Raw genomic sequence first — 24,493 nt, forward strand, 5'->3', positions numbered from 1 at the left:
GAGGCGCGCCGGAACGCGACGGCCCCTCACCGGGGCAGTCAGGTTGCCTCAAGCGGCGTCCTGCCCCAGCACAGCGGCCAGGTCCCAGACGCGTACGGCGCCGTCCCGGTCCGCGCTGAGGATGACGTCGCGGCCGCGGAGCGTGGTGGTCACCACCGCCTCCACGTGGGACTGATGGCCGATCAGCGGGGCACCGACCGCCGCACCTTCGGCGAGGTCCCAGACGCGTACGGTCTCGTCCTCGGAGCCGGTCACCGCGATGCGCCGGTCGCCGACCGTGACGGTGTCCATGGTCAAGATGGGGCCCTCGTGGCCGCTGATCGGCTCGTGGATCGGCTCGTCGTCGCCGTCTTCCGACAGCTCCCACACGTGGATCTCGCTGGAGTCGGTTGCCGCGACCACGAGGGGACGGTCGTCGAGTCGCGAGACGGCGACGGCCCGGACATCACCGCTGTCCGGGCTGAACGACGCCACGTGCTCGTTCCGTGCCAGATCCCATACATCCACCTGGTCACCTCCGGATGCGACCAGCGGACGCCCGTCGATCCAGGCGGTGGCGAGGCTCGTGATGTCGTAGAGGTCGTTGGGCACGTTGACCGGGGGCGCTTGGCCGGACGGCTCCCAGACCAGGAGTTGGCCGACGTACTGCGAGCCGGTGACGAATCGCGGTGGCCCCTCGCCCCGTACGGCGGCGACGGCTCCGAGGTAGGGCTCGTCGTAGGTCGTCCCACGGAGCAGCTCGCCGGTCTCCAGGTCCCACAGGGCGGGGGCCTGTTCGTCGCCGCCGGCCGCCAGCACCACACGCCCGTCGAAGACCGCCGCGGCCACCGTGTCGATGTCGTTCTCGGCATCGGGATACTGCGCGGCGAGCGGATCCCCGCCGAAGGCATAGGCCAGCGGCCGTTTCCGCCATACATCCCGCCGGGGGTCCCAGGTCCACACGGCTCCCCAGAAGTCGGCGCACACGACCTGCGGGCCCGGGCCCGCCTCGACCACCGCAAGGTCCTTGATCGAGCAGGAAGACGGTATGTGACTGGTCAGCAGAAGCGGTGTCTCAGGCATGCGAGGAAAGGTAGACCAAGGCTCTGACACCCGGGTCGGCCGGGACGACGCGAGCCGGTCCACCCGGGTCGGCCGGACGCCGCGACCTGGTCGCGACCTGTCACACCGCCGTCGGGGCGCCGCCTCGCTCGGGCGACGAGTCGGTGTTGCTGCGGGACCAGGGGACGCCCGCGCACAGGCCCAGTGCCGCGGTCCACACGAAGGCGGTGGGCAGGGTCTCGACGGCAGCGCGGCCGGCGGCCAGCACGACGATGCCGGCGGCTAGGCTCCCGAGCAGGACCCGTTCGGGCCGGCGGCGGTCGGAGAGCCGCCCGGCGAGGAGGTTGCCGCCCAGGACGCCGAGCCCGTACACGAAGAGCACCGCGGTGAGCGTGGCCTCGGAGCCGTCCGTCACCTCGGCCGGCGCGGCCGCGATGTAGGTGTAGAGCAGGTAAGTCCCCGTGAAGGCAAGCATGGTGACGGTCAGGACACCGAGCACCCAGCGGTCCTTGAGGGGAGCGAGCCTCGCCCGGAACGTGGCGGCGGGCAGCGCGATCCTCGGAATGCCGAACGCGATGCCGAGCGCCGCCACGGAGCCCAGCGCGGCCACGGCCCACAGCGTCAGGTGTCAGTCGCCGCGCCCGATGAGGGTGCCCAGCGGGAGGCCGATCGCGCTGGAGAGCGTCAGCCCGCCGAGCACGAACGCGAGGGCCCGGCCACGGCGCTCCGGGGGCGCGACGGCCACCGCGGCACTGGAGGCGGTGGACGAGATGATGCCGGCGCCGGCCGCGGTGACGACCCGGGCCGTCATGACGGCGCCGTACGAAGTGGCCAGGGCCGTGGCGGCGTTGCCGACGACGAAGACGCCGAGGGCCAGGAGCAGGGCGGTGCGCCGGTCCAGGGCGCTGGTCGCCCAGCCGAGGACCGGGGCGGAGACCGCGAGGGTCAGCGCGAAGGCGGTGACGAGCTGTCCGGCGGTGGGGACGCTGACGCCCAGGTCGTCGGCGATGGCGGGGAGGAGCCCGGCGATGACGAAGCCGTCGGTGCCGACGGCCGGCCTGCTCGATGCCGTGCTCGCCCAGCTCCGGTCGGACTGAGCTCGCGTCAGGGTGGGCCGAGCTCGTGGTCAGCCGCGCTTGATGCTCCGGAAGAACCGTCGTACGTCGTCGACCAGCACCTGCGGCTGTTCCATCGCGGGGAAGTGGCCGCCGCGGTCGTAAGTCGTCCACTGGACGATGTTGTTGGTGCGGTCCGCGATGTGGCGCAGGGGGATGAAGTTGTCGTGGGGGAAGGCGGCAAGCGCGGTCGGTGTCGTCGAGGGCAGGGGCGGGTTGCTCCGGAAGTCGGAGTGGGCGCGCTCGTAGTAGATGCGGGCGGCGGACCCGGCTGTTCCGGTCAGCCAGTACGTCATGACGTTGGTGAGCAGCTGATCACGGTCGACGGCGTCCTCCGGGCGCTCCCGGGAGTCGGTCCACTCCTTGAACTTCTCCGCGATCCAGGCGAGTTGGCCGACGGGGGAGTCCGTCAGGCCGTACGCCAAGGTCTGCGGGCGGGTCGACTGGATGTCCGCGTAGCCCTGGCGGTCCCGGCTCCAGGCCTGGAAGCGTTCCCACGACGCCAGCGTGCGCTCGCGCTCTTCGGGGCTCAGCGCCCGCAGCTCCTCCGCGCTGGGCTCCTGGGTGGGGGTCGAGTTCGGCAGCAGGTTCAGGTGTACGCCGATGACCTTGTCCGGCCGGGTCCGGCCGAGTTCGCGGCTGATGCCCGCTCCCCAGTCGCCGCCCTGGACCCCGTAGTGGCCGTAGCCGAGCCGTGCCATGAGCTCGGCGAACGCCGCGGCCACCCGCCGGATCTCCCAGCCCGTGTCCTGCGTGGGGCCGGAGAAGCCGAATCCGGGGATGCTGGGCAGGACCAGGTGGAACGCGTCGGCCGGGTCGCCGCCGTGTCCGCGCGGATCGGTGAGCGGACCGGCGACCTGGAGGAACTCGACGATCGATCCCGGCCAGCCATGGGTCATCAGGAGCGGCGTCGCGTCCGGCTCGGGGGACCGGATGTGGGCGAAGTGCAGGCGGGCACCGTCGATGGTGGTCGTGAACTGCGGCCAGCGGTTCAGCCGGGCCTCCGCCGCCCGCCAGTCGTACGTGTGCCGCCAGTAGTGCGCGAGTTCCTTCAGATAGCCGCGGGGGATGCCGTACTCCCACCCCACGCCGGGCAGTTGGTCGGGCCAGCGCGTGCGGTCGAGACGGTCGTGGAGATCGTCCAGGGCGTCTTGGGGGATGTCGATGCGGAACGGGCGGATGTTTTCGCAGGTGAGCGTCGTCATGTCCGCGCATGGTACGACCGCCGCCTTGATCCGCCCCAGTCGTTTTCGGCACAGCAGTCGTACGGACCGTTCACCGACCCCGATCAGGGGCCCGCGTCTGGCCCGGGCCGCGAGCGGAACGTGCGGCGGTAGGTGTCCGGGGGCACGCCGACGGTGCGGTTGAAGTGGCGGCGCAGGGTGGTGGCAGTGCCCATGCCGGTGGCTTGCGCGATGGTGTCCACGCTGTCGTCGGTGTTCTCCAGCAACTCCTGGGCGCGCTGGATCCGTTGGGTGAGCAGCCACTGCAGCGGGGTGGTTCCGGTCACCGCCCTGAAGTGGCGGCCCAGGTGGCGCGAGCTCATCCGGGCCTCGCGTGCCAGATCCTCCACGGTCAGCGGCTGGTCGAGGCGTTCGACCGCCCAGGGGAGCAGGGCCGTGAGCGGGTGGTCGTACCGGGCGGGCACCGGGGCAGTGACGAACTGGGCCTGGCCGCCGGACCGGTGCGGCGGGACGACCAGGCGGCGAGCGACGGCGTTGGCGACCGATGAGCCGTGGTCACGGCGGACGAGGTGCAGGCACAGGTCCAGCGCGGCGGCCTTGCCGGCGGAGGTGAGCACGCTCCCGTTGTCCACGTAGAGCACGTCCGGGTCGACCTCCACCCGGGGGAAGCGGGCGGCCAGGGCCGTGGTGTGCCCCCAGTGCGTGGTCGCGCGCTTCCCGTCGAGCAGCCCGGCGGCGGCCAGCACGAACGCGCCCGTGCACAGGGATGCCACGCGCGCGCCCGCCTCGTGGGCCGCGCGGACGGCGTCGACCAGGTCGGCGGGCGGGTCCTCGTCGACGTCCGCCCACGCGGGGACGATCACGGTGTCGGCGTGCCGGAGCTGGTCGAGCCCGTCGTCGGGGTCGAGCCGGAAGCGGCCGACCCGCACGGCCCCCGACCCGCAGACGGCGACGTCGTACCAGCGGGCGGTCACCCCGGGCGGCGCGGAGCCGAACACCTCGTACGCCACGGACAGTTCGAAGTGCATCATCCCGTCGGTGACGGCCAGTGCGACAGTGCCCATGCCCATGCCCATGGCGGGAATTGTACGGGTCATGTCGTTCCGGACACTCGTGGTGGCCGCACGCCCCGGCCAGGATGTGCGTAGTTGATCAGAGGGTCGGCGGACCACGCGTCGGCGGATCGTTCGAGGGCGGGGAGACGTCATGGGATCGGGGCACAAGGTGCTGGTGTTCGGCGCGTACGGGCACACCGGGCGGTTCGTGGTGGCTCATCTGCGGGAGCGGGGGTTCGTGCCGGTCCTCGCCGGTCGCGACCCCGAGAAGCTGGCGGCGCTCGCGGCATCCGCGCCCGGGCTCGCATCCCGGGTGGCGTCGGCCGGCGACGCGGACGCGCTCGACCGGGCCCTGGCCGGCACGGCAGCCGTCATCAACTGCGCCGGGCCCTTCGCCACGACCGCCGCCCCCGTGATCGAGGCGGCACTGCGCGCCGGGATCCCCTACGTGGACGTGGCCGCCGAGATCGAGGCCAACGTCGACACGTTCACGCGGTTCGCGGACCGCGCCCGCGCGGCGGGGGCGGTGGTCGTCCCCGCGATGGCCTTCTACGGCGGCCTCGGCGATCTGCTGGTCACCGCGGCGTCCGGCGACTGGACGAAGGCCGACGAGGCCCACATCGCGTACGGCCTGAGCAGCTGGCACCCCACCGCCGGGACGCGCGCCGCGGGCCAGGTCTCCCGGGAACGCCGCAAGGGCCGACGCCTCCGCTACACCAACGGCCGCCTGAACCACCACGACGACGAACTGCCCGTCCTGGACTGGCCCTTCCCCGAGCCGCTGGGCACCCGGCCCGTCATCGGGGACTTCACCATGGTCGACGTCGTCACCGTCCCCAGCCACCTGTCCGTACCCGAGGTGCGTACGTACATGACCGTCGAGGCGGCCAGGGACGTGTCCGCCCCGGACACCCCGACGCCGACCGCCGTCGACGAGCGCGGGCGGTCGGACCAGACCTTCGTCGTCGACGTGCGCGTGCGCGCCGGCGGCGAGGAACGGCGCGCCGTGGCCAGGGGCCGGGACATCTACGCGGTCACCGCGCCGCTCGCGGTGGAAGCGGTGCGGCGCGTGCTCGCCGGGCGGACCAGGACCGTCGGCGTCGCCTCCGCGGGTGAGCTCTTCGACGCGCCCGGCTTTCTCCGGGCGCTGTCCCCGTACATCTCCGTCGAACTGCGCCGGTAGCGACAGGGCCGCAGCCTGGCCGGCGGGCGACCTCAAAGAGAGCTCGGTCGGTGTCCGAATGGCGGGCGTCCGCTCAGGGGGAGATCATCGAGCTGGTACGACCCGGCGCAGGGAGGCGGACATGGCGGGACCGGAGAGCCCGGAGGCCCGGCCCTTGAGCGCCCGGCCCCTGAGCAAGGACCACGTCCCCGCCTGGCTGGAACTGTGCGAGGCGGTCGAGCGCGTCGACCGGACCGGCGAGCACGTCGACGCCGAGGAACTCGCCCAGGCGCTGTCCGATCCCAAGCTGGACCTGGAACAGGACAGCCTGGGGCTGTGGGACGGGCCGCGGCTGGCCGCCTACGCCGTCGTGTACACGCCGCACGGCGCGGTCGACGCGGCCCGCTTCCAGGGCGATGCCGCGGTGCTCCCCGACTGGCGGCGGCGCGGCATCGGGACCCGGCTCGTGGCATGGATGCTGGCCCGGGCGGAGGCGCTGCACGCGGCGGACGCGGAGCTGTCCGCCCTGCCGGGCGAGCTGCTGCTCGACGGGAAGGCCAGGGACGAGGCACTGCTGAAGCTGACCGAGCGGTGCGGATTCACCCCGTGCCGCTGGTGGTTCGACATGAAGCAGCCGCTGGACGGCGACCGGCCCGCGCCCCGCCCCGCTCCCGAGGGCACCCGTCTCGTCCCCTTCGACGAGGCGTACGACGAGGCCACCCGGCTCGCCCACAACGACGCGTTCCGCGACCACTGGAACTTCACCGTGTTCGACAGCACCGACTGGCGCACCTGGGTCACCGGCGCCGCCTCGTTCCGGCCCGCGATGTCACGGCTGCTCCTGGCGGGCGACGAGGTGGCGGCGTATCTCCTGGCGGAGGAGAGCGAGGCGAAGACGGCCGCGACGGGCAGCCGGGACTGCCATGTGGGCTTCCTCGGCACGCGGCGGAGCTTCCGGGGGCGGGGCGCGGCGCCGGCGCTGCTGACCGATGTGCTGCGCACGGCACGCGAGTCCGGGTACGACACGGTGTCGCTGACCGTGGACACGGTCAATCCGTCCGGCGCGCTGGGCTTCTACGAGCAGTCGGGGTTCGCGGTGGACCACGAATCCGTGACGTATGCCCGCCCTCTCTCGGATGCCCGCCCTCTTTCAGGCGTCGAAGCGGTGGCGTGAGGCCTCGATGTGACCGAGGTACCGGTGGGTCCAGTCACACATGCGGCCGACCGTCTCGTGCAGGGCGCGGCCCGGCTCGGTGAGGGTGTACTCGACCCGCGGCGGCACCGTGGGGTGCACCGTCCGGTCGACCAGGCCGTTGCGCTCCAGCATGCGCAGGTTCTGGGTGAGCATCTTGTGGCTGATGCCCTCGATCGCGTTGCGCACCTCGCCGAAGCGCAGGGTGCCTTCCCCCAGGGATTCGATGATCAGGAGCGCCCACTTGTTGGCGACGTCCGAGAAGATCTCCCGCGCCAGCGAGTCCGCGCGCGTCAGGTCCGCTTCGTTGGGCAAGCCGTCGTACTTCTTGGTCACCATCAGGTTCCCCAGTCACTGAAAAGTGCGTTCTTCCATGTCAGCGGCCACTCTCCTACGGTTCCTGAGTAACCACAAGAGACCGCGGGCTTCGCGGCTCAGGACAAGGAGGCGGGCAGCATGGCCATCACCCTGGTGAACCCCAGCGGATTGCCGGAGATCGACGCGTACCGACAGGTGTCGATCGCGACCGGATCGAAGCAGGTCTTCATCGCCGGGCAGGTCGCCTGGGGCGCCGACGGGGTCACGGTCGGCGAGGGCGACCTCGCCGCTCAGGTCGAGCGGTGTTACCTGAACATCGGCACGGCTCTGGCGGACGTGGGCGGTTCCTTCCGCGACGTGGCGAAACTGACCATCTACGTAGTCGACTGGACCCCCGACAAGATGCCCCTGCTCATGGACGGGATCACGCGGGCGGCGGCGAAGCTGGGCATCACGCCGGTACCGCCGGGCACGCTCCTGGGCGTCGCGGCCCTGGACGTCCCCGAGCACCTGGTCGAGATCGAAGCCACCGCGGTCATGGACTGAGTGCGGAGCCTGTGAGGGCGGCCAGGGTGTGGCGGAGCACGGTGGCGGGGTCACCGGGCGGGCGGTCGGGCCACCGGGCGCCGACGTGGCCGTCGGGCCGGACGAGCAGTGCTCCGTGCGGGCCGAGGCCGTAGAGGCCGGTGTGCTCACGGGGGAGAGGCTCGACGCGCAACGGCCATGGCGCGGTGGTGTGTTGCTCCCAGGCGGAGGGGTCCGGGGTGAGCAGCGTGAACCATTCGCCCAGGGCGTCGAGCGTGGAGCGGTGGTCGCCGAGCCACGCGTGGGGGATGCGGTGGCCCGGCGCCGCGGTGGGGACGTAGTCCGTGCCGGTGTCGGACGGCTCGGGTGAGTCGCTGCCGCTGTCGGACGCTTCGGGTGGGCCGCTGCCGTCGGGGAGGACGGCGGCGGAGCGGTAGGTGACGCCGAGTACGAGGCCGAGTTGCGCGAAGTACCGCTCCGACCAGGGGAGTTCGACCTGGTCCTGCGCTGCCGCGCCGCTTCGGAGCTGGTCGCGGCGCCGGGTCTGCACGTCGAGCGTGAGCCGGGTGTTGGCCACCGCTTGGTGGAGCGTCCGGTGGGCGACGGGGCGTCGCTCCGCCTCGTACGTCTCCAACAGGCCGGGTCCGGCCCAGCCGTTGAGCACGCCGGCCAGCTTCCAGCACAGGTTGTGCGCGTCGGCGAGGCCCGCGTTCATGCCCAGACCGCCGACGATGGGGATCGCGTGCGCGGCGTCGCCGGCCAGCAGGGTCCGGCCGTGGCGGAAGCGGTCGGCGACGAACGCGTTCATCACCCAGTGCTGGACCCGCAGCACATCGGGGCGTACGTCGGCGCCGGGGCCGAGGGCGCCCGAGACAAGGCGGGTCCAGTCGGTGTGCTCCGCGTCGTCCGGTGTGAGGCCGAACCAGGCCCAGCCTCCCTCGGGATACAGCGGGATGAACGTCCCGTGCGCGGTGAAGTACACCCCGGCGGGCCGGTCGGCGCACCAGCGGCTGAGGTCGGCGTCGAACACGACGGTGGTGAACGCCGCCATCGCTCCGGGGCCCGCGGTGCCGATTCCCAGCAGTTGCCGAACGGTGGAGTTCGCGCCGTCGGCGGCGAGTACGTAACGGGCGCGGACCTGCGTCTCGGCACCGCGCCCATCGGCACCGCTCTCACGGTCGACGAGCGAGGCCACGACCCCCTCGGACTCTGCGGCCAGGCCGATGAGTTCGACCCCGAACCGCAGCGGCGCCGCCGTGGCGTCCGCCGCGGCGATCAGAAGGGGCTCCAGCCGATCCTGCGAGGTGACCTCGCCGATCACCGGGCTCTCCGGAATGGGCGCGTTGACCCCGACCATCGCCGCCGTGGCGAAGTCGCGATCGCGCAGCGTGTCACGGAAGCGGATGCGGCCGTACTCCGGTGCGAAGGCGGCAGCCGTGATCCGGGCGGCGAGCCCGAGTTGGCGGAAGATCTCCATCGACCGCACGTTCACCAGCCGGGACCGCGGGAACGGCGACAGCTCGCGGTGTTTCTCGACGAGCAGGACCCGTACGCCCCAGCGTTCGAGGAGCGCCCGGGCGGTGAGCCCGACCGGCCCGCCGCCGACGATCAGTACGTCCACCTCGGTGTCCGATGGGGGCATGGCGAGCTCCTCTGCTTCAGAACACGGATATGCGCCAGAACACGGCTGTGCTTCAGAACACGGCTGTGCGTCAGAACACGGCTGTGCGTCAGAACACGGACAGTCCCGTCAGCGTGGTGAAGCGGTCCAGCGCGGCGACCCCGGCCACCGAGTTGCCGCGCTGGTCGAGGCCCGGGCTCCACACGCACAGGGTGCAGCGGCCGGGCACGACCGCGATGATGCCGCCGCCGACGCCGCTCTTGCCGGGCAGGCCCACGCGGTACGCGAAGTCGCCCGCGGCGTCGTAGGTGCCGCAGGTCAGCATGACCGCGTTGACCTGCTTGGCCTGGCTGCGGGTGAGCAGCGTGGACCCGTCGGCCCGTATGCCGTGCCGGGCGAGGAACCCGGCGGCCAGGGCGAGGTCGGCGCAGGAGGCCTCGATGGAGCACTGGCGGAAGTACTGGTCGAGGAGCGCGGGCACCGGGTTGGCGATGTTGCCGTACGACGCCATGAAGTGGGACAGCGCGGCGTTGCGGTCGCCGTGCGCGGTCTCGGAGTCGGCGACGCCCTCGTCGAAGGTCAGCCCGTGGTTGCCGGATTCGGCACGCAGGAAGTCGCGCAGGGTGCCGGCGGCGTCGCCGGTCAGGGTCTGGAGGCGGTCGGTGACGACGAGGGCGCCCGCGTTGATGAAGGGATTGCGGGGGATGCCGTTCTCGTACTCCAACTGCACCAGGGAATTGAACGGATTGCCCGACGGCTCACGGCCGACGTGCTCCCACAGCAGCTCGCCCTCCAGGGAGAGATCGAGGGCGAGCGTGAAGACCTTGGTGATGGACTGGGTGGAGAAGGGCTGCTGCCAGTCCCCGACGCCGTAGACCGTGCCGTCGAGATCGGCGACGGCCATGCCGAAGCGCCGGGGATCGGCCGAGGCGAGCGCCGGGATGTAGTCGGCGGGACGCCCGCGGCCCGGCAGGGCCCGCACCTCGGTGGCGATGCGGTCCAGGACAGGCTGGAGGGACTTCAGGGACGCGGACACGGGAACTTGCTCCGGCTTCGTACGGTAATGCGGTGAGGCGTCCGCAGTACTTTACGGCAGCGCGGGCGTGCCCACGATCAGGTGTCGCTCCGCCTGTGAGGTGTCGGGTTCCGAGGGGTCGGGCTCTAGGGCAGCGGCCAGGGGGTGTCCAGGACGTGCGGCAGGCCCAGGCGGTAGCGGGCCGCGTCGAGGTGTTTGGCCGCCTCGAACTCCGGCGGGCGGTACCCGGCGAACAGGCGGGCGCGGTCCGCGGCGGAACCGGCGGCCTTCAGCAGGGCGTTCGCGGCGCGCCGGCCGGCCTCGTTGGCGGTCTCCATCGAGGTGAAGTCGACGTTGCTGTAGGTGCGTACGTAGTCGGCGGCCAGGAACATGTTCGGGATCGCGGTCGCCGCGTCGGGGCGGTGGTCCCAGGAGCCGGCGTCGTTGAGCAAGTACGGTTCGTCATTGGCCAGTTCGGGACCACCCGTTTCGGTGATGGCCGGGTCGAGGAACCACGAGTGCAGCACGTCGTCGGGCAGATAGCCGCGGCCGGTGTCCTCGAGGGAGGCCTTCATCTGGGCCCACACCTCGTCCGCGACCTGTCGGCGGGTGCACCGCTTGGCGGGCTTGCCGTACAGCAGGCCGGGCTTCTCCCAGTCGGAGATCACCACGGAGAGCGAGTCCCGCGCCTTGCCGTCGCCCCAGGTGCGGGCGAAATCGGAGCGCCAGAACTGTGACTGGCTGATCGACACCAGCGCCCACGGGGCGTCGATGTAGGCCACATGCCCCTGCACCACGGGCACCGGGCGGTGCAGGAAGTACTGGATGCCGTGGGACCACGTCGTCCGCAGCTTGTCCATGGCCGCGAGCCGGCGGTCGGCCGCGCGGATCTGCGGGCTCCACAGGCGGGTGGCACGTTCGGTCGGGGCCGCCACGACGAACCAGTCCGCCTCGACGCGCACCGGGCCGTCGGCGGTAGCGGCGCGGGCGGCCGTGATCCGGCCCCCGTTCAGCTCCAGGGCCTCGATGGTGTGTCCCATCGCGAAGCGCACCCCCAGGTCCCGCAGGTGCCGCGCCCAGGGTTCGATCCAGACCTCGCTGGTCGGGCCGTTGAAGATCCGGTCGCTCGGGCCGTCGACGCCGCGCTGCAGCAGGGAGAAGAGGATCGCCTCGAGGCCCTGCCCGCAGGTGCGGCTGCTCGCGTCCTGCGGTTTGAGCGCCTGGATGACCTGGGCGCCGCCGCCGAACAGCTTCGTGTAGTCCTCGGACTTGCCCTTCGCGGCCAGGAAGTCCAGCCACTTGACGTGCTCCCACTGGCCGTACGCGCGCTCCCGGCTGCTGGTCATCAGGATGGCCAACTGCCGGGCGAAGAAGGCTGCTTCGTGCGCCGGGAGATGGAAGAGCTGATTGATCGCTCCCTCCACCATGCGCAGCAGCGCGTCCACGTCGAGCGTCCGGTCCTCGAACGGGGTGGTGGGGATCGGCAGGTCGGGCCGGCCGCCCGAGCGTGCGAGCGCGATCCACGGGACGGAGGTGAGATTGTCGTGAACGCCGTGGGTGTTGCCGGGGTACGGGATGCGCCGCAAGGTGTCCGGAAGGTTGTGGTAGAAGCCGAACACGCCGCGGTGCCCGTGCTCGCCCGGCAGGTCCCGGCGCCCGTCCGTACCGGTGTCCGGCACGGGGATGCTGCGGGCCTTGCCGCCCAGCTCCTTGCGTTCGTACACGGTCACGTCGAAGCCCCGCTCGGCCAGCTCGTGCGCGGCGGTCAGGCCGCCGACGCCCGCGCCGAGCACCGCGACCCTCCGGCCCTTTCGGGGCTCGGCCGCGGTGGCCCGTGGGGAGGGCGTGAGCCCCACGACGCCCAGGGCGCCCGCGGCGGCGGCCCCGTAGCGCAGGACCTGTCTGCGTCCGGGCTCGCTGGCCGTCTCGTGAGCCGTCGGCCCGTGGGCCGCCTCGTGGGCGATCCCCTCGGTCGGGCCCTCGTATCCGTGCTGTGCGTCCGGCACGTGTGCCACCTCCGCCGTTCCCGCGTTCCCGTTGCCTCGGATGAACGCGGGCGACAGTAGCCACAGGCGTGCCATAACTGAACTGCGTGCCGTTGAACACCGTCCGTTACGCGCCATGGTCGGCGGCGGGCGGCGGCGTTCCGTTCCCCGCCTCCCGCTCGCTGGTCTGGGCGTTTTCGGTGCTCTCGTTGTTCTCCGTGTTCTCGGCCACGTCCGCCGCCGTCCTCGCGGGGGCCGCAGCCCGCGTGTTGACGTACGTCGTCAACTGCCGCACCTGCCGTTCCAGGGACTTGATGCGGTCCACGATGTCCTCGGGGAGATTCGGCATCAGTCGGCCTCCAGACCTTCCAGGAAGAGTTCCGCGGTCTCGGCGCGGCCCCGTTCGGGGGCGGTGACCTTGACGCCGACGACGCGGTACGAGGCGTCGAGGCCCTGGCTGAACCACACGTCGTGGATCCGCAGGCGCACGGTCGTGCCCAGGAGCGAGGGCGAGGTGTCCGCGTCGAGGCGGACGCGGACGGCCGGGATCACGACCGGGCCGCCGAGCGCGGCGAGTTCGGTGCGGGCGAGGGCGTCGAGGGCCGCCTTGTCGGTGACGTTGCTGTGGTCGGACGTGGTGTCGAGGCGGGGGAAGCCGGCGTCGATGAGGGCCTGCGCCACGTGCTCGTCCGACATGACCGGACCCTTGGCGCCCTCGGGGGTGCCGCCACGGGCGCGCGCGGTCGTGCCGCCGCGGGTGGCGTCCCGGGGGAAGGAGTACGTGAGGATCTCGCCGGGCAGGTCGAGGACCGTGGTGCCCTCGCCGATGTGCAGACGCGGGGCGCCGAACAGCAGCCGCTTGGCACGCTGCCCGGTCGCCGGGTCGCGGTAGACGCTCACGAGGTACTCGAACCCGGGCTCCACGGCGGCCAGTTGCTGGATCGCCTCCTCCACCAGCGTCTCGTCGCCGTCCTGGTACGTCACCGTGCGCCGCGTGCCCGGCGGCGCGGGCGCGTAGCCGACGCCGATGTCGCCGCCGGGCGCCGCCTGGATGTGCTCCCACAAGCGGCGCACGATGGTGAGGTCGTCGGTGTCGGTGTAGGCCAGGTGCTGCCGGATGTGGCGGCGACCCGCGTACAAGTCGAAGGTGGCCGCCTGCAGTGCGACGGTGACCAGGCCCTGCTCGTCCATGGCCGGGGTGAGCGTCCACACGATGCCGCCCCAGCACACCTGGTCGCCGCGTTCGAGATAGACGGCGGTACGGCCCTCCACGATCTCCTTGACCCGCCGCGCCATCCGCCGGTTGGGCACCGGCAGGGTCGCGCTGAGCGAGCCCGGCTTGCCGATGTAGTCGTCGAACTCCAGACCCTGCAGCGGCAGTACGTCGATCGGGGTGTTGGTGCGCAGGTCGGCGAAGAACGCGAGGTACGGGCTGTCCATCGGGGTCAGACCACCGGGTCGACGCGGACGAAGCGGTTGTCGTAGAGGGCCTCGTTGCCCGCGGTGCCCGACCGGAAGGCGGCGATGGCGGTGTAGGAGGCGCCCGGCGCGAGCTGGCCGAGCGGGAAGTTGGTGCACGTGGAGGCCGAGCCGGGCCCGTTGTGGTGGGCCGCGCGGTCGTCGGTGGCGGTGAGCAGGGGGGTGCCGCCCGCCGCGGGGCGCACGTTCACCGACATGAAGGCCTCTTTGCCGCCCTCGCCCCACATGTGCGCGCCGATGGCGATGTGCACCCAGCCCGACGCCGGTGCGACGAAGGTGAGGCCGAAGGGGTTGGAACCGACCTCCAGGAGGGTCTCGGTGTAGGTCGCGGACGTGGTCTTCCCGCGGTCGGCGTTGTGCTTGAGCATGGCGTTGGGGGTGTAGAGCAGCCACCGGTTGCCGTCCCAGCGCTCCAGGCGCCCGTTGACATCCCGGTACTCGCCGACGTAGTGGCCCCGGGCGCCGAAGCCGCCCCCGGCGGGCAGGATGCCGCCGAGCGCGGCGGTGTAGCGGCGCCGGTCGGCGACCGCCGACGCCCAGGTGATGCCCCGCGCCGCCGAGGCGCCCGCCGGTACCGACACCTCGTACAGCAGCTCGGCACTCTTGGGCAGTGCGGGCGGCACCGGCGCGCTGGCAGGTGTGCCCTGGATGATCTCCAGTACGGCCTCGTAGCGGCCCGACGCGTCGTAGTCCGCGTCGTACACCCGCACCACGAGCGCGTCGACGCGCGGCAGCGTGGCGTGGCCGTCGGCGAAGGTGAGCTGCGTGTCGGCGTCCACGGTGACCGGGTAGCCGCCCTGGGCGGCGGCGGAGCCGCCGGGCACCCACAGCCGCCCGGGGGACAGGCGGGCCTGCATGCTGGTGGCCGCCGTGCCGGTCAGCTGCAAGCCGCCGACGGCGCAGCCGCCACGGGCGGTCAGGGGCCCGGAGGAAGCCATCCCGAGGCTCGCGGCGAGCCGCGTGTCCTCCCGGGTCTGCCCGGTGGGCAGATGCCATGCGGAACGTATCGTCATGGAACTCTCCAAAGGTGACGGTCGATGGGCTGGGCGCGGCGGCGCGCGCCGAAGGCGGGCCTCACCATTCGGCCGAGCGCCAGGCGACCGTGGCCGACGCCAGCTCCACGTCGCCGGACTCGGCCCGGAAGGACAGCCGGGACGCACCGGGGGAGAGGGTGAACAGCTCCTCCGGGACGCTGCCGACGGTCGCGGTGTGGCGGCGTGACGCGGTCCCGTTGAACAGCACTGTCCCCTCGGCGGTGTCGATCTCCAGCACATCGCCCTGGGACAGCGCGATGTCGTACTCCAGCCAGGTCCCGTCGTTGTGGTTGGCAAGGCGTGGCGTGGCGCACGGCCCGGTGAACGTGATCAGCGGGTGGGCGGGGGCGCTGCCCGCGTTCTCCACCGTCACCTCGCCGACCGACCCCGGGGTGCCCCAGTCCAGCGGCCACGTCAGCGGCCAGGTCAGGCCCGGCTCGCGGCGCGGCAGGCCGACCGTGGCGCGGCGCGCGACGCTCTCGTACCGCCGTGGGTCCATGGCCTTCCACTGGAGCGTGGCCTTGGCGAGGCGGCTCGCGAGGAACTGCCGGTCCGTGGGCACCACGCGTTGCACGACCCGCGCCCTGACGGCCAGCGTCTCGCCGTAGAGCCGCACCGCGAGCCACTCCTCCTCGTCGTGTACGGCGGTGGCGGAGCGCAGCGCGCGCAGGGCGGCGAGCGCCGCGTCGGGGCCACCGTCCGGGTCGGGCGCGAGCCACAGCTGCGCGGTGACGGTGCGCGGTTGCGCCCACTGCGTGCCCGGCCAACCGCCGTGCCCCGCCGGGCGGTTGGCGTCGGAGGACTCCAGGCCCGGCAGCTCCTCCCAGCCGGTGAGCCCCTCGGCGGCGACCCAGAAGACGGTGCCGGGGCCGATCAGGAGATCCGCCCACTGCACCTGTCCGTCCGTGGTGATCAGAGCCCCGGGCTCCCCGGTGGTCACCCCCGCCGTGCCGAGCGCGCCACTGCCGTACGTCACGCCTCCGGTCATCCGCATGCCCGCAGTCATCCCCTCACCTCACCCCCTGGCCTTCATCAGGAACATCAGCTCTTCGGCGGTCTGCCGGGCGCTGCCGCTCCGCGCCTCGTAGTAGTTCTCGATCACGACTCCGCCGTCCGCGCCCCGCGGCCGTGGGCCGAGCGCGCCGACCGCCCCCACCCCCGGCCGCATCCCGCGGGCGAGCAGCGCCTCCAGCCTGCTGAGCGGCAGCACGGCCTCGGCCTGCCCCGCCTCGCCGAGCAGGGCGAGCGTGCCGCCGGCGCGCGGCAGCACGATGCCGCCCTGCGCCAGCGTGGGAATCGTCGGGAGGTTGACGCCGAAGCTCTGGCCGCCGAACTTCGGCACCCACTTCGGAATGGTCACCTTCACCGTGTTCAGCGCCCGGATGGCCGAGTTGACCAGGCCGATCACCGCGTTGATCGGCCCCTTCACGGCTCCGAGCACACTGTTGAAGACCCCTTTGGTGAATCCCGCGAGGCCCTTCCAGGCCCGGTGCAGACCGTCGCGTACGGCGCGGAACGCCGCCGGGATGCGCTCGCGGAGGAAGTTCAGGGCCGGTCTGATCACGGCAAGGACGGCGCGGATGACGGTCGTGATGATGGTCTTGTAGATGGTGAAGTAGGTCTTGACGACGGTCCAGATCACCTTCAGGACCACCTGGAAGGCGACCTTGATGGCGTTCCACGTCGTCTGCACGATCCGCCGGGCCGCGCGCATCGTCGTACCGATGACCTGCCCGATGATCCGGAACGCCGTCCGCACGATGCGCTGCACGGTCTTGGACTGCATCGCCATGTCGATGAGCTTGGTGATCAGCGGGAGCAGCAGCGCCATGATCGCCCCGAAGATGTTCGCCTTCATGGCCGTGTTCAGGCCGCGCTGCGCGGTGGTGACGCCCTGCAGCCCCGTCTTCATCCGGCCCATCAGGCCGCCGCCGCGCCTGGCCGACTTCCCGGCCCCGTCCATGGCCCGGTCGGCCTGCCGCGCGCTGCGGGCGGCGGCGTCGGCCTGGGTCTTGACCCCGCGGAACGAACTGGCCGTGCGGTCGAGCCCGGCCTTGATCCGGGTCACGGCGCGGTCCGTCGACTGGACCGTGGACCGCAGCCTGCCGACCCCGGACTCGGCCTGCCCCGCGTTCGTCCGCAGGCCGCGGAAGCCGGAGGCGGAGCGGTTGAGCGCTTGCACGAGTGACATGGGGTGCCTCTTTTCGGTCCTTGGCGGCTCCTGCCGAGCAGGGTCAGCTCAGGGCGCGGGCGAGCCCGTTCACCCGGTTCTCCAACTCACGCAGGGCCCGGGCGGCTTGATCGATGTTCCGTACGTCCACCCGCTGCGCGGTCTGCGGCCCGCGCCCCGCCGCGCGGGACGCGGTGCGCTGCCGCCGCAGCGCGGCCTCGGCCTTGCGCACGCCGTCCCGGGCGGTGCGCAGCGCCCGCTCGGCGGTCGACTTGGCGGCGAGGGTGGTGCGCCGGTCCTGCCGGGCCCTGACAGTGGACCGGGTGAGGGATCTGCGCAGCAGCGCGACGCGGTTCTTGACGTCCTGTTCCAGGGCCGCAATGGACCGCTTGAGGTCCTCGGGCCGCAGGCCCGCCGCTGCAAGGCGTTGCTCCTCTCGTGCCTTCTGCAACCGCTCCATGAGGTTGAAGTCGTAGCTGAACAGCTTGAAACTGCTGGTGGCGAGGGCGAACTCCTTCTTCAGCGCGGTGACTTCCGTGACCGAGGCCACCGCGTCGACCTTCGCCAGCCCGCGCTCGAGCTTCCAGGTGAAGGCCTGGTGTGCCGCTTCCAGGTTCTTGAGGCGCTCGTCGACGCTTGCCATGGGTGCTCCGTGGTGGCTCCGTAGGGGCTGTCATCCGAAGAAGCGGGCCAGCTCGGCCGGGCCGGGCCCTTCGGGGGCGGGCGAAGCGTCCGGCTCCGCGCCGGGCCTGGGCACCGGCTGCGGCGGCTCCGGGGCCGCCTCGTCCTCGTCGCGGTTGACGGACGCGAACATCCAGTTCGCGATGGCCAGATGGTCGACCACGGCGGCCAGCAGATGGTCCGTCAGCGACCACTGCGCCGCCTCCCCCTCGTGCGCGAGCCGGAACGCGCTGTCCCGCGGCAGATGCCGGACGAGGACGGAGAGGCGCCGCGAGGACAGCTCGTCGCGGTACCAGTCGAGCAGGTCGACGCCGTAGTACCGCAGCAGATCCGCCTCCAGCGCCTCGGCGTGCTCCTCCACGAGCGCGCCGAGGCTCAGCCTTCCCCCACGCTCAGTCCCGTCGCCTCGCCGTAGGCGTTGAGGATGGCGGCCACGTCCTGAACGCTGAGGTCGTGGTCGCCCAGCCGCTTGTACTGCTCCTCGCCGAGCAGCAGGGCCAGCAGGCCGTCCAGGTCGTCGTCGCCCAGGGAGGTGAGTGCCTCGGCGGAACGGCGCGGGATCTCGGTGGGCAGCGAGAACGTGTCGCCGTCCACCTGGAACTCCCACTTCAGGCCCAGCGATTCGAGCCGCTGGGCGCGGGCGGCGTTGACGTTGAAAGGGCCAGACGTGTCAGGCATACGGCTCCTCGGTCGGGAGTGCGGTGGCCCGCGGGGCTACTTGGCGAAGGCGGGGTCGTTCGTGATCCAGGTGGCAAGCGGCTTCGTGTTGTCCACGGCGAGCGCGGTGAACGTGACGCCGAGCTTGACCGACGCGGTGCGGGTGAGCTGGAACTCGTCGGTCTCGGTGACCTGACCACGGTCGATGACGAAGCGGTACTTGATCGTGTCGCCGTCCGCGAACTCCACGCCGAGCATCCGCTCGTCCTTCTTGGGCTCCGCGGACACTTCGTACCGGTAGAGCTTGGAGCCCTCGGCGGTCTCCTTGACCGCGCCGCCGCCGAAGAAGTACGGCAGCGTGTCCTCGTTGAGCTGGAGCAGCGCGAACTTCACGGTGAGGTCGCGGTCGGAGTACACGAAGCGGGCCGGGCTGACCGACTGCCAGGTGTCCACCGGGTCGATCTTGTCCTTCTTGTTGAAGCGGATGCCGTCGGTGGTGGTGTAGCCCAGGTCCCGCCAGCCGGCGGCCCAGTTGGCGGTCACGTCGGCGGGCACCAGGGTGCCGGGGTCGGCGGTGAGGATGCGTCCCGTACCGGCGACACGGATCTCGTTCGGGTTCATTCCGGGCATGCTGGCTCCTCTTGGCTCCTACGGGTCGGCTCCTACGGGCTGGCTTCGGGCGCGGGGCGCGTCAGGCCGGGCGGATCGAGAGCCGGGTGGTGGACAGATAGCGGCTGGCGGCCTGCCGGTTGTAGTCGGGCAGCCAGCGCGGTCCGTCCGCCTCGACGGCGTCGGTGACGTACGCGCTGCCGTACTTGGTGCCCCGCACGGTGAGCAGTGCCGTACGGGCGGCGGAGGCCACCGTGTGGGCCGTGGGCTTGTCGGGGCCGTAGACCTCCAGGTCGATCAGGGGCAGGTCGAGGTGCTGGTCGTCGACCCACGCCCCGCCCGCCCGGGAGACCAGAACGGCCTTCTGAGTGCCGTCGAAACCCGGCGGCGTGCGGTTGTCGACGATGACTCCGGCCAGCTCGGGACGGCTCTTGAGGTGGTCGACGACGAGGCGTTCGACGTCCGGGAACACGATGGGCGGATCACTCACGCGCAGACTCCTTGCGTGGTCCGGGACGCTCATTGTGGGGGGCGCGTGAAGTGGGTGCAATGAGCTTGCAGGGAAAGGGTGGTGACTGTGTATCGGAACGTGATGCTCCGTCAACTGGCCTGAAATATGGGGCAGTTCGTGCTGGGCGTGCCGAATGACCGGAAGCTCGAGGCTGGAGGCCGGGCCGCGCAGTCCCCGTCTTTTGTCATGAACCTTGTGAGGCGGGTCTGGTGCTGGTATCCAACCGTTAGGAAAGGTTCCTAACCTCCAACGCCTCGGAGCCCACCGTGAGACCACTCCGCCCCGCAGTCACCCTCGCCGCCGCGCTCGTCGCAGCCGTCGTCGCCGCCGCCCCGTCCGCCACCGCCACCGCCGCGCGCTCCGCCCCCGCGAACCCCGCCGTCCCGCGCCCCGCCGCCGACTCCCCGGTCGCCGCCAACGGACAGCTCACGGTCTGCGGCACCAAGCTGTGCAATCAGAACGGCAAGGCCGTCCAGCTGCGCGGCATGAGCAGCCACGGCACCCAGTGGTACGCGAACTGTCTCACCGACGGATCGCTCGACGCCCTCGCCGGCGACTGGAAGGCCGACGTCCTGCGCGTCTCCACGTATGTGCAGGAAGGCGGGTACGAGACCAACCCGCGCAAGTTCACCGATCTGGCCCACTCCCTCATCGAGAAGGCCACCGCCCGCGGCATGTACGTGATCGTCGACTGGCACATGCTCGACCCGGGCGACCCGCACGCCAACCTCGCGAAGGCGAAGACCTTCTTCACCGAGATCGCCCAGCGGCACAAAGGCAAGAACAACGTCCTGTACGAGATAGCCAACGAGCCCAGCGGGGTGAGCTGGAGCCGCATCAAGTCCTACGCCGAACAGATCATCCCGGTGATCAGGAACATCGACGCCGACGCCCCGGTCCTGGTCGGCACCCGCGCCTGGTCGTCGTTCGGGGTCTCGGAGGACGGGAGCGAGACCGAGGTGGTGAACAACCCGGTGAAGGCCGGGAACATCATGTACACCTTCCACTTCTACGCGTACTCGCACCGCGACGAGTACCTGAACACGCTGTCGCGCGCGGCCGACAAACTCCCCGTGTTCGTCACGGAGTTCGGCACCCAGAACTACGCGGGCGAGGGCTCGAACGACTTCACCATGTCGCAGAAGTACCTCGACCTGATGGCCGCGAAGAAGATCAGCTGGGTCAACTGGAACTTCTCCGACGATAACCGCACCGGGGCCATCTTCAAGTCCGGCACCTGCGACGCGAACGGCCCCTGGACGGGCACGGGCTCGCTCAAGTCGGCCGGTGTGTGGATACGGGAGCGGGTGCGCACCGCGGACGACTTCTGAGCGGGGTCGGGGGCGGAACCGGAACGGGGCGGACGTCGTTTGCGTCCTTGAGTGCGGCGGGGCGGCCCGCCTGCCGACGAGAGGGACGAGGACGACCGATGAGTGAGAAGGCCCGGAAGCTGTTCGAGGCGCTCGATCTCGACCACAACGGGACGCTGACCCGCGAGGAGGTGATCACCGCCTTGCGGACGAAGGGCCCGTCCCTGGCCGCCTCGGGTGATCTGCCCTTCTGGGCCGTGGGGGACGCGGAGGCGTCATCGGCGCTGTTCGACGCCGCCGACCAGAACGGGGACGCGGTGCTGACGCTGGAGGAGTTCTCGGCGGTGGTGGACCGCCGGTTCGGCTGGAGCTGACACCGGACCGGACGTCCAGGCCGGCCCGGCGGGCCGGCCTGGACACCCTGGTCAGGCGAGGTCGAACCGGTCCAGGTCCATGACCTTGGTCCACGCCGCCACGAAGTCCTTCACGAACTTCTCCTTCGCGTCGTCGCTCGCGTAGACCTCCGCGACCGCGCGCAGCTCGGAGTTCGAGCCGAAGACCAGGTCGGCGCGGGTGCCGGTCCACTTGACCACACCGGAGGCGTCACGGGCCTCGAACGCGTCCTGCGCCTCGGACGTCGACTTCCACGTCGTGTCCAGGTCGAGCAGGTTGACGAAGAAGTCGTTCGTCAGCGTGCCCGGCCTGTCGGTGAGGACGCCGTGCTTCGACTGGGCGTGGTTGGCGCCCAGGACGCGCAGGCCGCCGACGAGGACGGTCATCTCGGGCGCGCTCAGGGTCAGCAGGTTGGCCTTGTCGAGCAGCAGGTACTCGGCCGGCAGGCGGTTGCCCTTGCCGACGTAGTTGCGGAACCCGTCGACGGTCGGCTCCAGCGCGGCGAACGACTCCACGTCCGTCTGCTCCTGCGTGGCGTCCACCCGGCCCGGCGTGAAGGGCACCTCGACCTCGACGCCGCCGTCCTTGGCCGCCTGCTCGACGGCCGCCGTACCGGCGAGCACGATCAGGTCGGCCAGCGAGACCTGCTTGCCGCCCGCGGAGTTGAAGGACTCCTGAATGCCTTCGAGCGTACGCAGCACCTGAGCGAGCTGGTCCGGGTTGTTGACCTCCCAGCCGCGCTGCGGCTCCAGGCGGATGCGGGCGCCGTTGGCGCCGCCGCGCTTGTCGCTGCCGCGGAAGGACGAGGCCGCGGCCCAGGCGGCGGAGACGAGCTGCGCGACCGTGAGGTCCGAGCCGAGGATCCGCTCCTTGAGGGAGGCGATGTCCGCGGCGTCGATCAGCGCGCCCTCGCGCGCCGGCAGCGGGTCCTGCCACAGCAGCACCTCGGAGGGGACCTCCGGGCCGAGATAGCGGACGATCGGGCCCATGTCGCGGTGCGTCAGCTTGTACCAGGCGCGGGCGAAGGCGTCCGCGAACTCCTCCGGGTTCTCGTAGAAGCGCCGCGAGATCGGCTCGTAGACCGGGTCGAGCTTCAGCGAGAGGTCCGTGGTGAGCATCGTCGGGCGGCGCTTCTTCGACGGGTCGAACGCGTCGGGGATGATCTCCTCGGCGTTCTTCGCCACCCACTGGTGGGCGCCGGCCGGGCTCTTGGTCAGCTCGTACTCGTACTCGAAGAGGTTCTTGAAGAAGAGGTTGCTCCACTGGGTGGGCGTCTCGGTCCAGGTCACCTCGAGGCCGGAGGTGATGGCGTCCTTGCCGACACCGGTGCCGTGCGTGCTCTTCCAGCCGAGGCCCAGCTGCTCCATCGGCGCGGCCTCGGGGTCGTCGCCGACGTTGTCCGCGGGGCCCGCGCCGTGGGTCTTGCCGAAGGTGTGGCCACCGGCGATCAGCGCGACGGTCTCCTCGTCGTTCATCGCCATGCGGCGGAACGTCTCCCGGATGTCGCGGGCCGCCGCGATCGGGTCCGGGTTGCCGTTCGGGCCCTCGGGGTTGACGTAGATGAGGCCCATCTGGACCGCGCCGAGCGGGTTCTCCAGCTCGCGGTCGCCCGTGTAGCGCGCGTCGCCGAGCCACTCGGTCTCGGGACCCCAGTACACGTCCTCCTCCGGCTCCCACACGTCCTCACGGCCGCCGGCGAAGCCAAAGGTCTTGAAGCCCATCGTCTCCAGGGCGACGTTGCCGGTGAGGACCATGAGGTCGGCCCAGGAGATGTTCTTGCCGTACTTCTTCTTGACCGGCCACAGCAGACGGCGGGCCTTGTCGAGGCTCGCGTTGTCCGGCCAGCTGTTGAGCGGCGCGAAGCGCTGCTGACCGGCGCCGGCGCCGCCGCGGCCGTCGCTGATGCGGTACGTGCCGGCGCTGTGCCAGGCCATGCGGATCATCAGCGGGCCGTAGTTGCCGAAGTCGGCGGGCCACCAGTCCTGCGAGGTGGTGAGCACGTCGGCGATGTCGCGTTTGACGGCCGGGAGGTCGAGGGAGTTGAAGGCCTCGGCGTAGTCGAACTCCTCGCCCATGGGGTTGGCCACGGCGGGGTTCTTGGCGAGGATCTTCAGATTGAGCCGGTCCGACCACCACTGGCGGTTGCCGCCGCCCTGCGTGGGATGAGGGGCACGGCCGTGCGGGACCGGGCAGCCCTCTGTGCCCTCAAGCTTGGGGTCGGTGACGATTGCGTCCGGGTTCTCAGCCATGGGAATCCTTTCGAACGGGTCGAACTGGGCGGATCGTGATGCTCGGAGAACTGCGCGGTGGAGCGGTCGGAGCGTGGAACGGTCGGAGCGTGGAGCGGTCGGGGCGCGGGCCCCGGAGGATGGCCATGGCCTCGTCGATCGAGACGGTGCCGTCGAACTGGTCGGGCAGCCGGACAACGTTCGGCCCGGCAGAGTCGACGCCGAACTGTCCGATCCCTTGGTCATCGTCGGTCATCGTCGGGGAACCGATCCTACGATGGACGGAGTCCAGGTCAAGAAGCTCAACTGATCCATATCCATTCGGATTCCATACAGCTACCGGTAAACTCCGCGTACTCCATCGAGCCTGGATAGGTGAACGATATGAGTGACCTGCTGGAGCGGCTGCGAGGACGTGGCTGGCGAGTGACATCTCAACGGCGTGTCGTGGCCGAGGTCCTCGACGGCGACCACGTGCATCTCACGGCCGACGAGGTGCACGCGCGCGCGGCGCGCCTGCTGCCCGAGATCTCCCGTGCGACGGTCTACAACACCCTGGGCGAGATGGTGTCCCTCGGTGAGGTCATGGAGGTCTCCACCGACGGCCGCGCCAAGCGCTACGACCCCAACGCGCACCAACCGCACCAGCACTTGATCTGTTCAAACTGCGGCACCATCCGTGACGTCCACCCGACCGGCAACCCCCTGGCCGACCTCCCGCAGGAGGAGCGCTTCGGCTTCACGGTGTCCGAGGTGGAGGTCACTTATCGAGGGCTGTGCCCGTCCTGCACCTAGATGATGTTGCTGGAGGGCCGACCACACCGCGCTGACCGCGCCCACCGGCACCGAGAGGGAGACCCCTTGGGCGGGGCGGAGCCTTGGCTTCCGACGCACCCCATCGCCAAACCCTCCGCCGAGGGCGTGGTGTGTGGCCTCGCCGAAGGACTCGCGTTGCCGTCGGTGACAGCCCGGCTCAGTCCGTACGGCCACGGCGCGGCATACCCATGATCCTGATCAAGGAGATGCGCGAGGGAAAGCCGCGCGAGGGCCGCGGCCTGATCGGCAACTCCGTCGGTTAGAAGGCCGGTATCACCGGCACCATCGCCGAATTGTTCCTGCTGGCACGGCTCCACAAGTCTCCCGGACGCGTACGGAATCGGTCTCGTTCAACAGCGACTGGCCGATGCAGCCGTTGTGCGCGTTGTCGA

The 24,493-nt window shown here is 71.2% G+C and carries 27 protein-coding genes; 6 read left to right on the forward strand and 21 right to left on the reverse strand.

The window, feature by feature from the left end; translation table 11 throughout:
• Positions 1 to 48: 48 nt before the first annotated feature.
• The 5 genes from AC0KTA_RS38215 to AC0KTA_RS38235 all read right to left on the reverse strand — a co-directional run bounded on the left by AC0KTA_RS38215 (position 49) and on the right by AC0KTA_RS38235 (position 4,404).
• On the reverse strand, positions 49 to 1,062 hold the full coding sequence (locus tag AC0KTA_RS38215) for a WD40 repeat domain-containing protein (RefSeq protein WP_481052786.1): 1,014 nt from the start codon (positions 1,060 to 1,062) through the stop codon (positions 49 to 51).
• 100 nt (positions 1,063 to 1,162) lie between these two features.
• The gene (locus tag AC0KTA_RS38220; protein ID WP_481052787.1) at positions 1,163 to 1,651 is read right to left on the reverse strand and encodes an MFS transporter; all 489 of its coding nucleotides are present in this window, start codon (positions 1,649 to 1,651) and stop codon (positions 1,163 to 1,165) included.
• A gap of 18 nt (positions 1,652 to 1,669) precedes the next feature.
• The gene (locus AC0KTA_RS38225) at positions 1,670 to 2,149 is read right to left on the reverse strand and encodes an MFS transporter (RefSeq protein WP_481056702.1); all 480 of its coding nucleotides are present in this window, start codon (positions 2,147 to 2,149) and stop codon (positions 1,670 to 1,672) included.
• An 18-nt stretch (positions 2,150 to 2,167) separates the two neighbouring features.
• Positions 2,168 to 3,361, reverse strand: coding sequence for an epoxide hydrolase family protein (locus AC0KTA_RS38230; protein WP_481052788.1), 1,194 nt, complete (start codon positions 3,359 to 3,361; stop codon positions 2,168 to 2,170).
• Between the two features lie 83 nt (positions 3,362 to 3,444).
• The gene (locus tag AC0KTA_RS38235) at positions 3,445 to 4,404 is read right to left on the reverse strand and encodes a helix-turn-helix domain-containing protein (protein WP_481056703.1); all 960 of its coding nucleotides are present in this window, start codon (positions 4,402 to 4,404) and stop codon (positions 3,445 to 3,447) included.
• A 142-nt stretch (positions 4,405 to 4,546) separates the two neighbouring features.
• On the opposite strand from AC0KTA_RS38235, the gene AC0KTA_RS38240 reads away from it, so the two are divergent.
• Positions 4,547 to 5,578: a saccharopine dehydrogenase family protein gene (locus AC0KTA_RS38240; RefSeq protein ID WP_481052789.1), complete on the forward strand. Its 1,032-nt coding sequence runs from the start codon at positions 4,547 to 4,549 to the stop codon at positions 5,576 to 5,578.
• Between the two features lie 121 nt (positions 5,579 to 5,699).
• Complete coding sequence (locus AC0KTA_RS38245; protein WP_481052790.1) at positions 5,700 to 6,731, forward strand: GNAT family N-acetyltransferase; 1,032 nt, start codon at positions 5,700 to 5,702, stop codon at positions 6,729 to 6,731.
• Here AC0KTA_RS38245 and AC0KTA_RS38250 read toward each other — a convergent pair.
• Positions 6,708 to 7,088 carry a winged helix-turn-helix transcriptional regulator gene (locus AC0KTA_RS38250; protein ID WP_481052791.1) on the reverse strand — a complete coding sequence of 127 codons (381 nt, stop codon included), beginning with the start codon at positions 7,086 to 7,088 and terminating at the stop codon, positions 6,708 to 6,710. The genes AC0KTA_RS38245 and AC0KTA_RS38250 overlap by 24 nt on opposite strands.
• A 117-nt stretch (positions 7,089 to 7,205) precedes the next feature.
• Between AC0KTA_RS38250 and AC0KTA_RS38255 the strand changes: the two genes are divergently transcribed.
• Positions 7,206 to 7,613 (forward strand): RidA family protein, encoded by a 408-nt coding sequence (locus AC0KTA_RS38255; protein ID WP_481052792.1) that lies wholly within the window; start codon positions 7,206 to 7,208, stop codon positions 7,611 to 7,613.
• Here the strand turns inward: AC0KTA_RS38255 and AC0KTA_RS38260 are convergent.
• The 13 genes from AC0KTA_RS38260 to AC0KTA_RS38320 all read right to left on the reverse strand — a co-directional run bounded on the left by AC0KTA_RS38260 (position 7,603) and on the right by AC0KTA_RS38320 (position 19,333).
• Positions 7,603 to 9,234, reverse strand: a complete 1,632-nt coding sequence (locus tag AC0KTA_RS38260) for an FAD-dependent monooxygenase (protein ID WP_481052793.1) — start codon at positions 9,232 to 9,234, stop codon at positions 7,603 to 7,605. The genes AC0KTA_RS38255 and AC0KTA_RS38260 overlap by 11 nt on opposite strands.
• An 88-nt stretch (positions 9,235 to 9,322) precedes the next feature.
• Positions 9,323 to 10,249 carry a glutaminase gene (locus AC0KTA_RS38265; protein ID WP_481052794.1) on the reverse strand — a complete coding sequence of 309 codons (927 nt, stop codon included), beginning with the start codon at positions 10,247 to 10,249 and terminating at the stop codon, positions 9,323 to 9,325.
• Positions 10,250 to 10,374: 125 nt separating this feature from the next.
• Positions 10,375 to 12,234, reverse strand: a complete 1,860-nt coding sequence (locus AC0KTA_RS38270) for a hydroxysqualene dehydroxylase (protein WP_481052795.1) — start codon at positions 12,232 to 12,234, stop codon at positions 10,375 to 10,377.
• A 106-nt stretch (positions 12,235 to 12,340) separates the two neighbouring features.
• Positions 12,341 to 12,562, reverse strand: coding sequence for a hypothetical protein (locus tag AC0KTA_RS38275; RefSeq protein WP_481052796.1), 222 nt, complete (start codon positions 12,560 to 12,562; stop codon positions 12,341 to 12,343).
• Positions 12,562 to 13,653: a hypothetical protein gene (locus AC0KTA_RS38280; protein ID WP_481052797.1), complete on the reverse strand. Its 1,092-nt coding sequence runs from the start codon at positions 13,651 to 13,653 to the stop codon at positions 12,562 to 12,564. Before AC0KTA_RS38280 ends, AC0KTA_RS38275 begins: the two co-directional genes overlap by 1 nt.
• 5 nt (positions 13,654 to 13,658) lie before the next feature.
• Positions 13,659 to 14,705: a hypothetical protein gene (locus tag AC0KTA_RS38285; RefSeq protein ID WP_481052798.1), complete on the reverse strand. Its 1,047-nt coding sequence runs from the start codon at positions 14,703 to 14,705 to the stop codon at positions 13,659 to 13,661.
• A 61-nt stretch (positions 14,706 to 14,766) separates the two neighbouring features.
• Entirely contained in the window at positions 14,767 to 15,732 is a 966-nt protein-coding gene (locus tag AC0KTA_RS38290) for a phage distal tail protein (protein ID WP_481052799.1), read from the reverse strand.
• 9 nt (positions 15,733 to 15,741) lie between these two features.
• Entirely contained in the window at positions 15,742 to 16,917 is a 1,176-nt protein-coding gene (locus AC0KTA_RS38295; RefSeq protein WP_481052800.1) for a phage tail family protein, read from the reverse strand.
• Between the two features lie 43 nt (positions 16,918 to 16,960).
• Positions 16,961 to 17,539: a hypothetical protein gene (locus tag AC0KTA_RS38300; protein WP_481052801.1), complete on the reverse strand. Its 579-nt coding sequence runs from the start codon at positions 17,537 to 17,539 to the stop codon at positions 16,961 to 16,963.
• 30 nt (positions 17,540 to 17,569) lie between these two features.
• A complete protein-coding gene (locus AC0KTA_RS38305; RefSeq protein ID WP_481052802.1) occupies positions 17,570 to 17,938 on the reverse strand; it encodes a hypothetical protein in 369 nt (122 codons plus the stop codon).
• Between the two features lie 14 nt (positions 17,939 to 17,952).
• On the reverse strand, positions 17,953 to 18,255 hold the full coding sequence (locus tag AC0KTA_RS38310) for a hypothetical protein (RefSeq protein ID WP_481052803.1): 303 nt from the start codon (positions 18,253 to 18,255) through the stop codon (positions 17,953 to 17,955).
• Between the two features lie 36 nt (positions 18,256 to 18,291).
• Positions 18,292 to 18,864 (reverse strand): phage tail tube protein, encoded by a 573-nt coding sequence (locus AC0KTA_RS38315; protein ID WP_481052804.1) that lies wholly within the window; start codon positions 18,862 to 18,864, stop codon positions 18,292 to 18,294.
• A gap of 61 nt (positions 18,865 to 18,925) precedes the next feature.
• On the reverse strand, positions 18,926 to 19,333 hold the full coding sequence (locus tag AC0KTA_RS38320; protein ID WP_481052805.1) for a hypothetical protein: 408 nt from the start codon (positions 19,331 to 19,333) through the stop codon (positions 18,926 to 18,928).
• A gap of 287 nt (positions 19,334 to 19,620) precedes the next feature.
• Here AC0KTA_RS38320 and AC0KTA_RS38325 point away from each other — a divergent pair, with 287 nt between their 5' ends.
• Both AC0KTA_RS38325 and AC0KTA_RS38330 read left to right on the forward strand, forming a co-directional pair.
• Complete coding sequence (locus AC0KTA_RS38325; protein WP_481052806.1) at positions 19,621 to 20,685, forward strand: glycoside hydrolase family 5 protein; 1,065 nt, start codon at positions 19,621 to 19,623, stop codon at positions 20,683 to 20,685.
• 98 nt (positions 20,686 to 20,783) lie between these two features.
• The gene (locus AC0KTA_RS38330; protein WP_481052807.1) at positions 20,784 to 21,038 is read left to right on the forward strand and encodes an EF-hand domain-containing protein; all 255 of its coding nucleotides are present in this window, start codon (positions 20,784 to 20,786) and stop codon (positions 21,036 to 21,038) included.
• A 51-nt stretch (positions 21,039 to 21,089) separates the two neighbouring features.
• On the opposite strand, the gene katG is transcribed toward AC0KTA_RS38330, so the two are convergent.
• Together katG and AC0KTA_RS38340 are read right to left on the reverse strand one after the other, a co-directional pair.
• A complete protein-coding gene (gene katG / locus AC0KTA_RS38335; RefSeq protein WP_481052808.1) occupies positions 21,090 to 23,306 on the reverse strand; it encodes a catalase/peroxidase HPI in 2,217 nt (738 codons plus the stop codon).
• Positions 23,299 to 23,541, reverse strand: coding sequence for a hypothetical protein (locus AC0KTA_RS38340; RefSeq protein WP_481052809.1), 243 nt, complete (start codon positions 23,539 to 23,541; stop codon positions 23,299 to 23,301). The genes katG and AC0KTA_RS38340 overlap by 8 nt, the downstream gene beginning before the upstream one ends.
• A 128-nt stretch (positions 23,542 to 23,669) precedes the next feature.
• Between AC0KTA_RS38340 and AC0KTA_RS38345 the strand changes: the two genes are divergently transcribed.
• Positions 23,670 to 24,080: a Fur family transcriptional regulator gene (locus tag AC0KTA_RS38345; protein ID WP_481052810.1), complete on the forward strand. Its 411-nt coding sequence runs from the start codon at positions 23,670 to 23,672 to the stop codon at positions 24,078 to 24,080.
• Positions 24,081 to 24,493: the final 413 nt, after the last annotated feature.

This window comes from Streptomyces sp. Y309 (assembly GCF_056712025.1).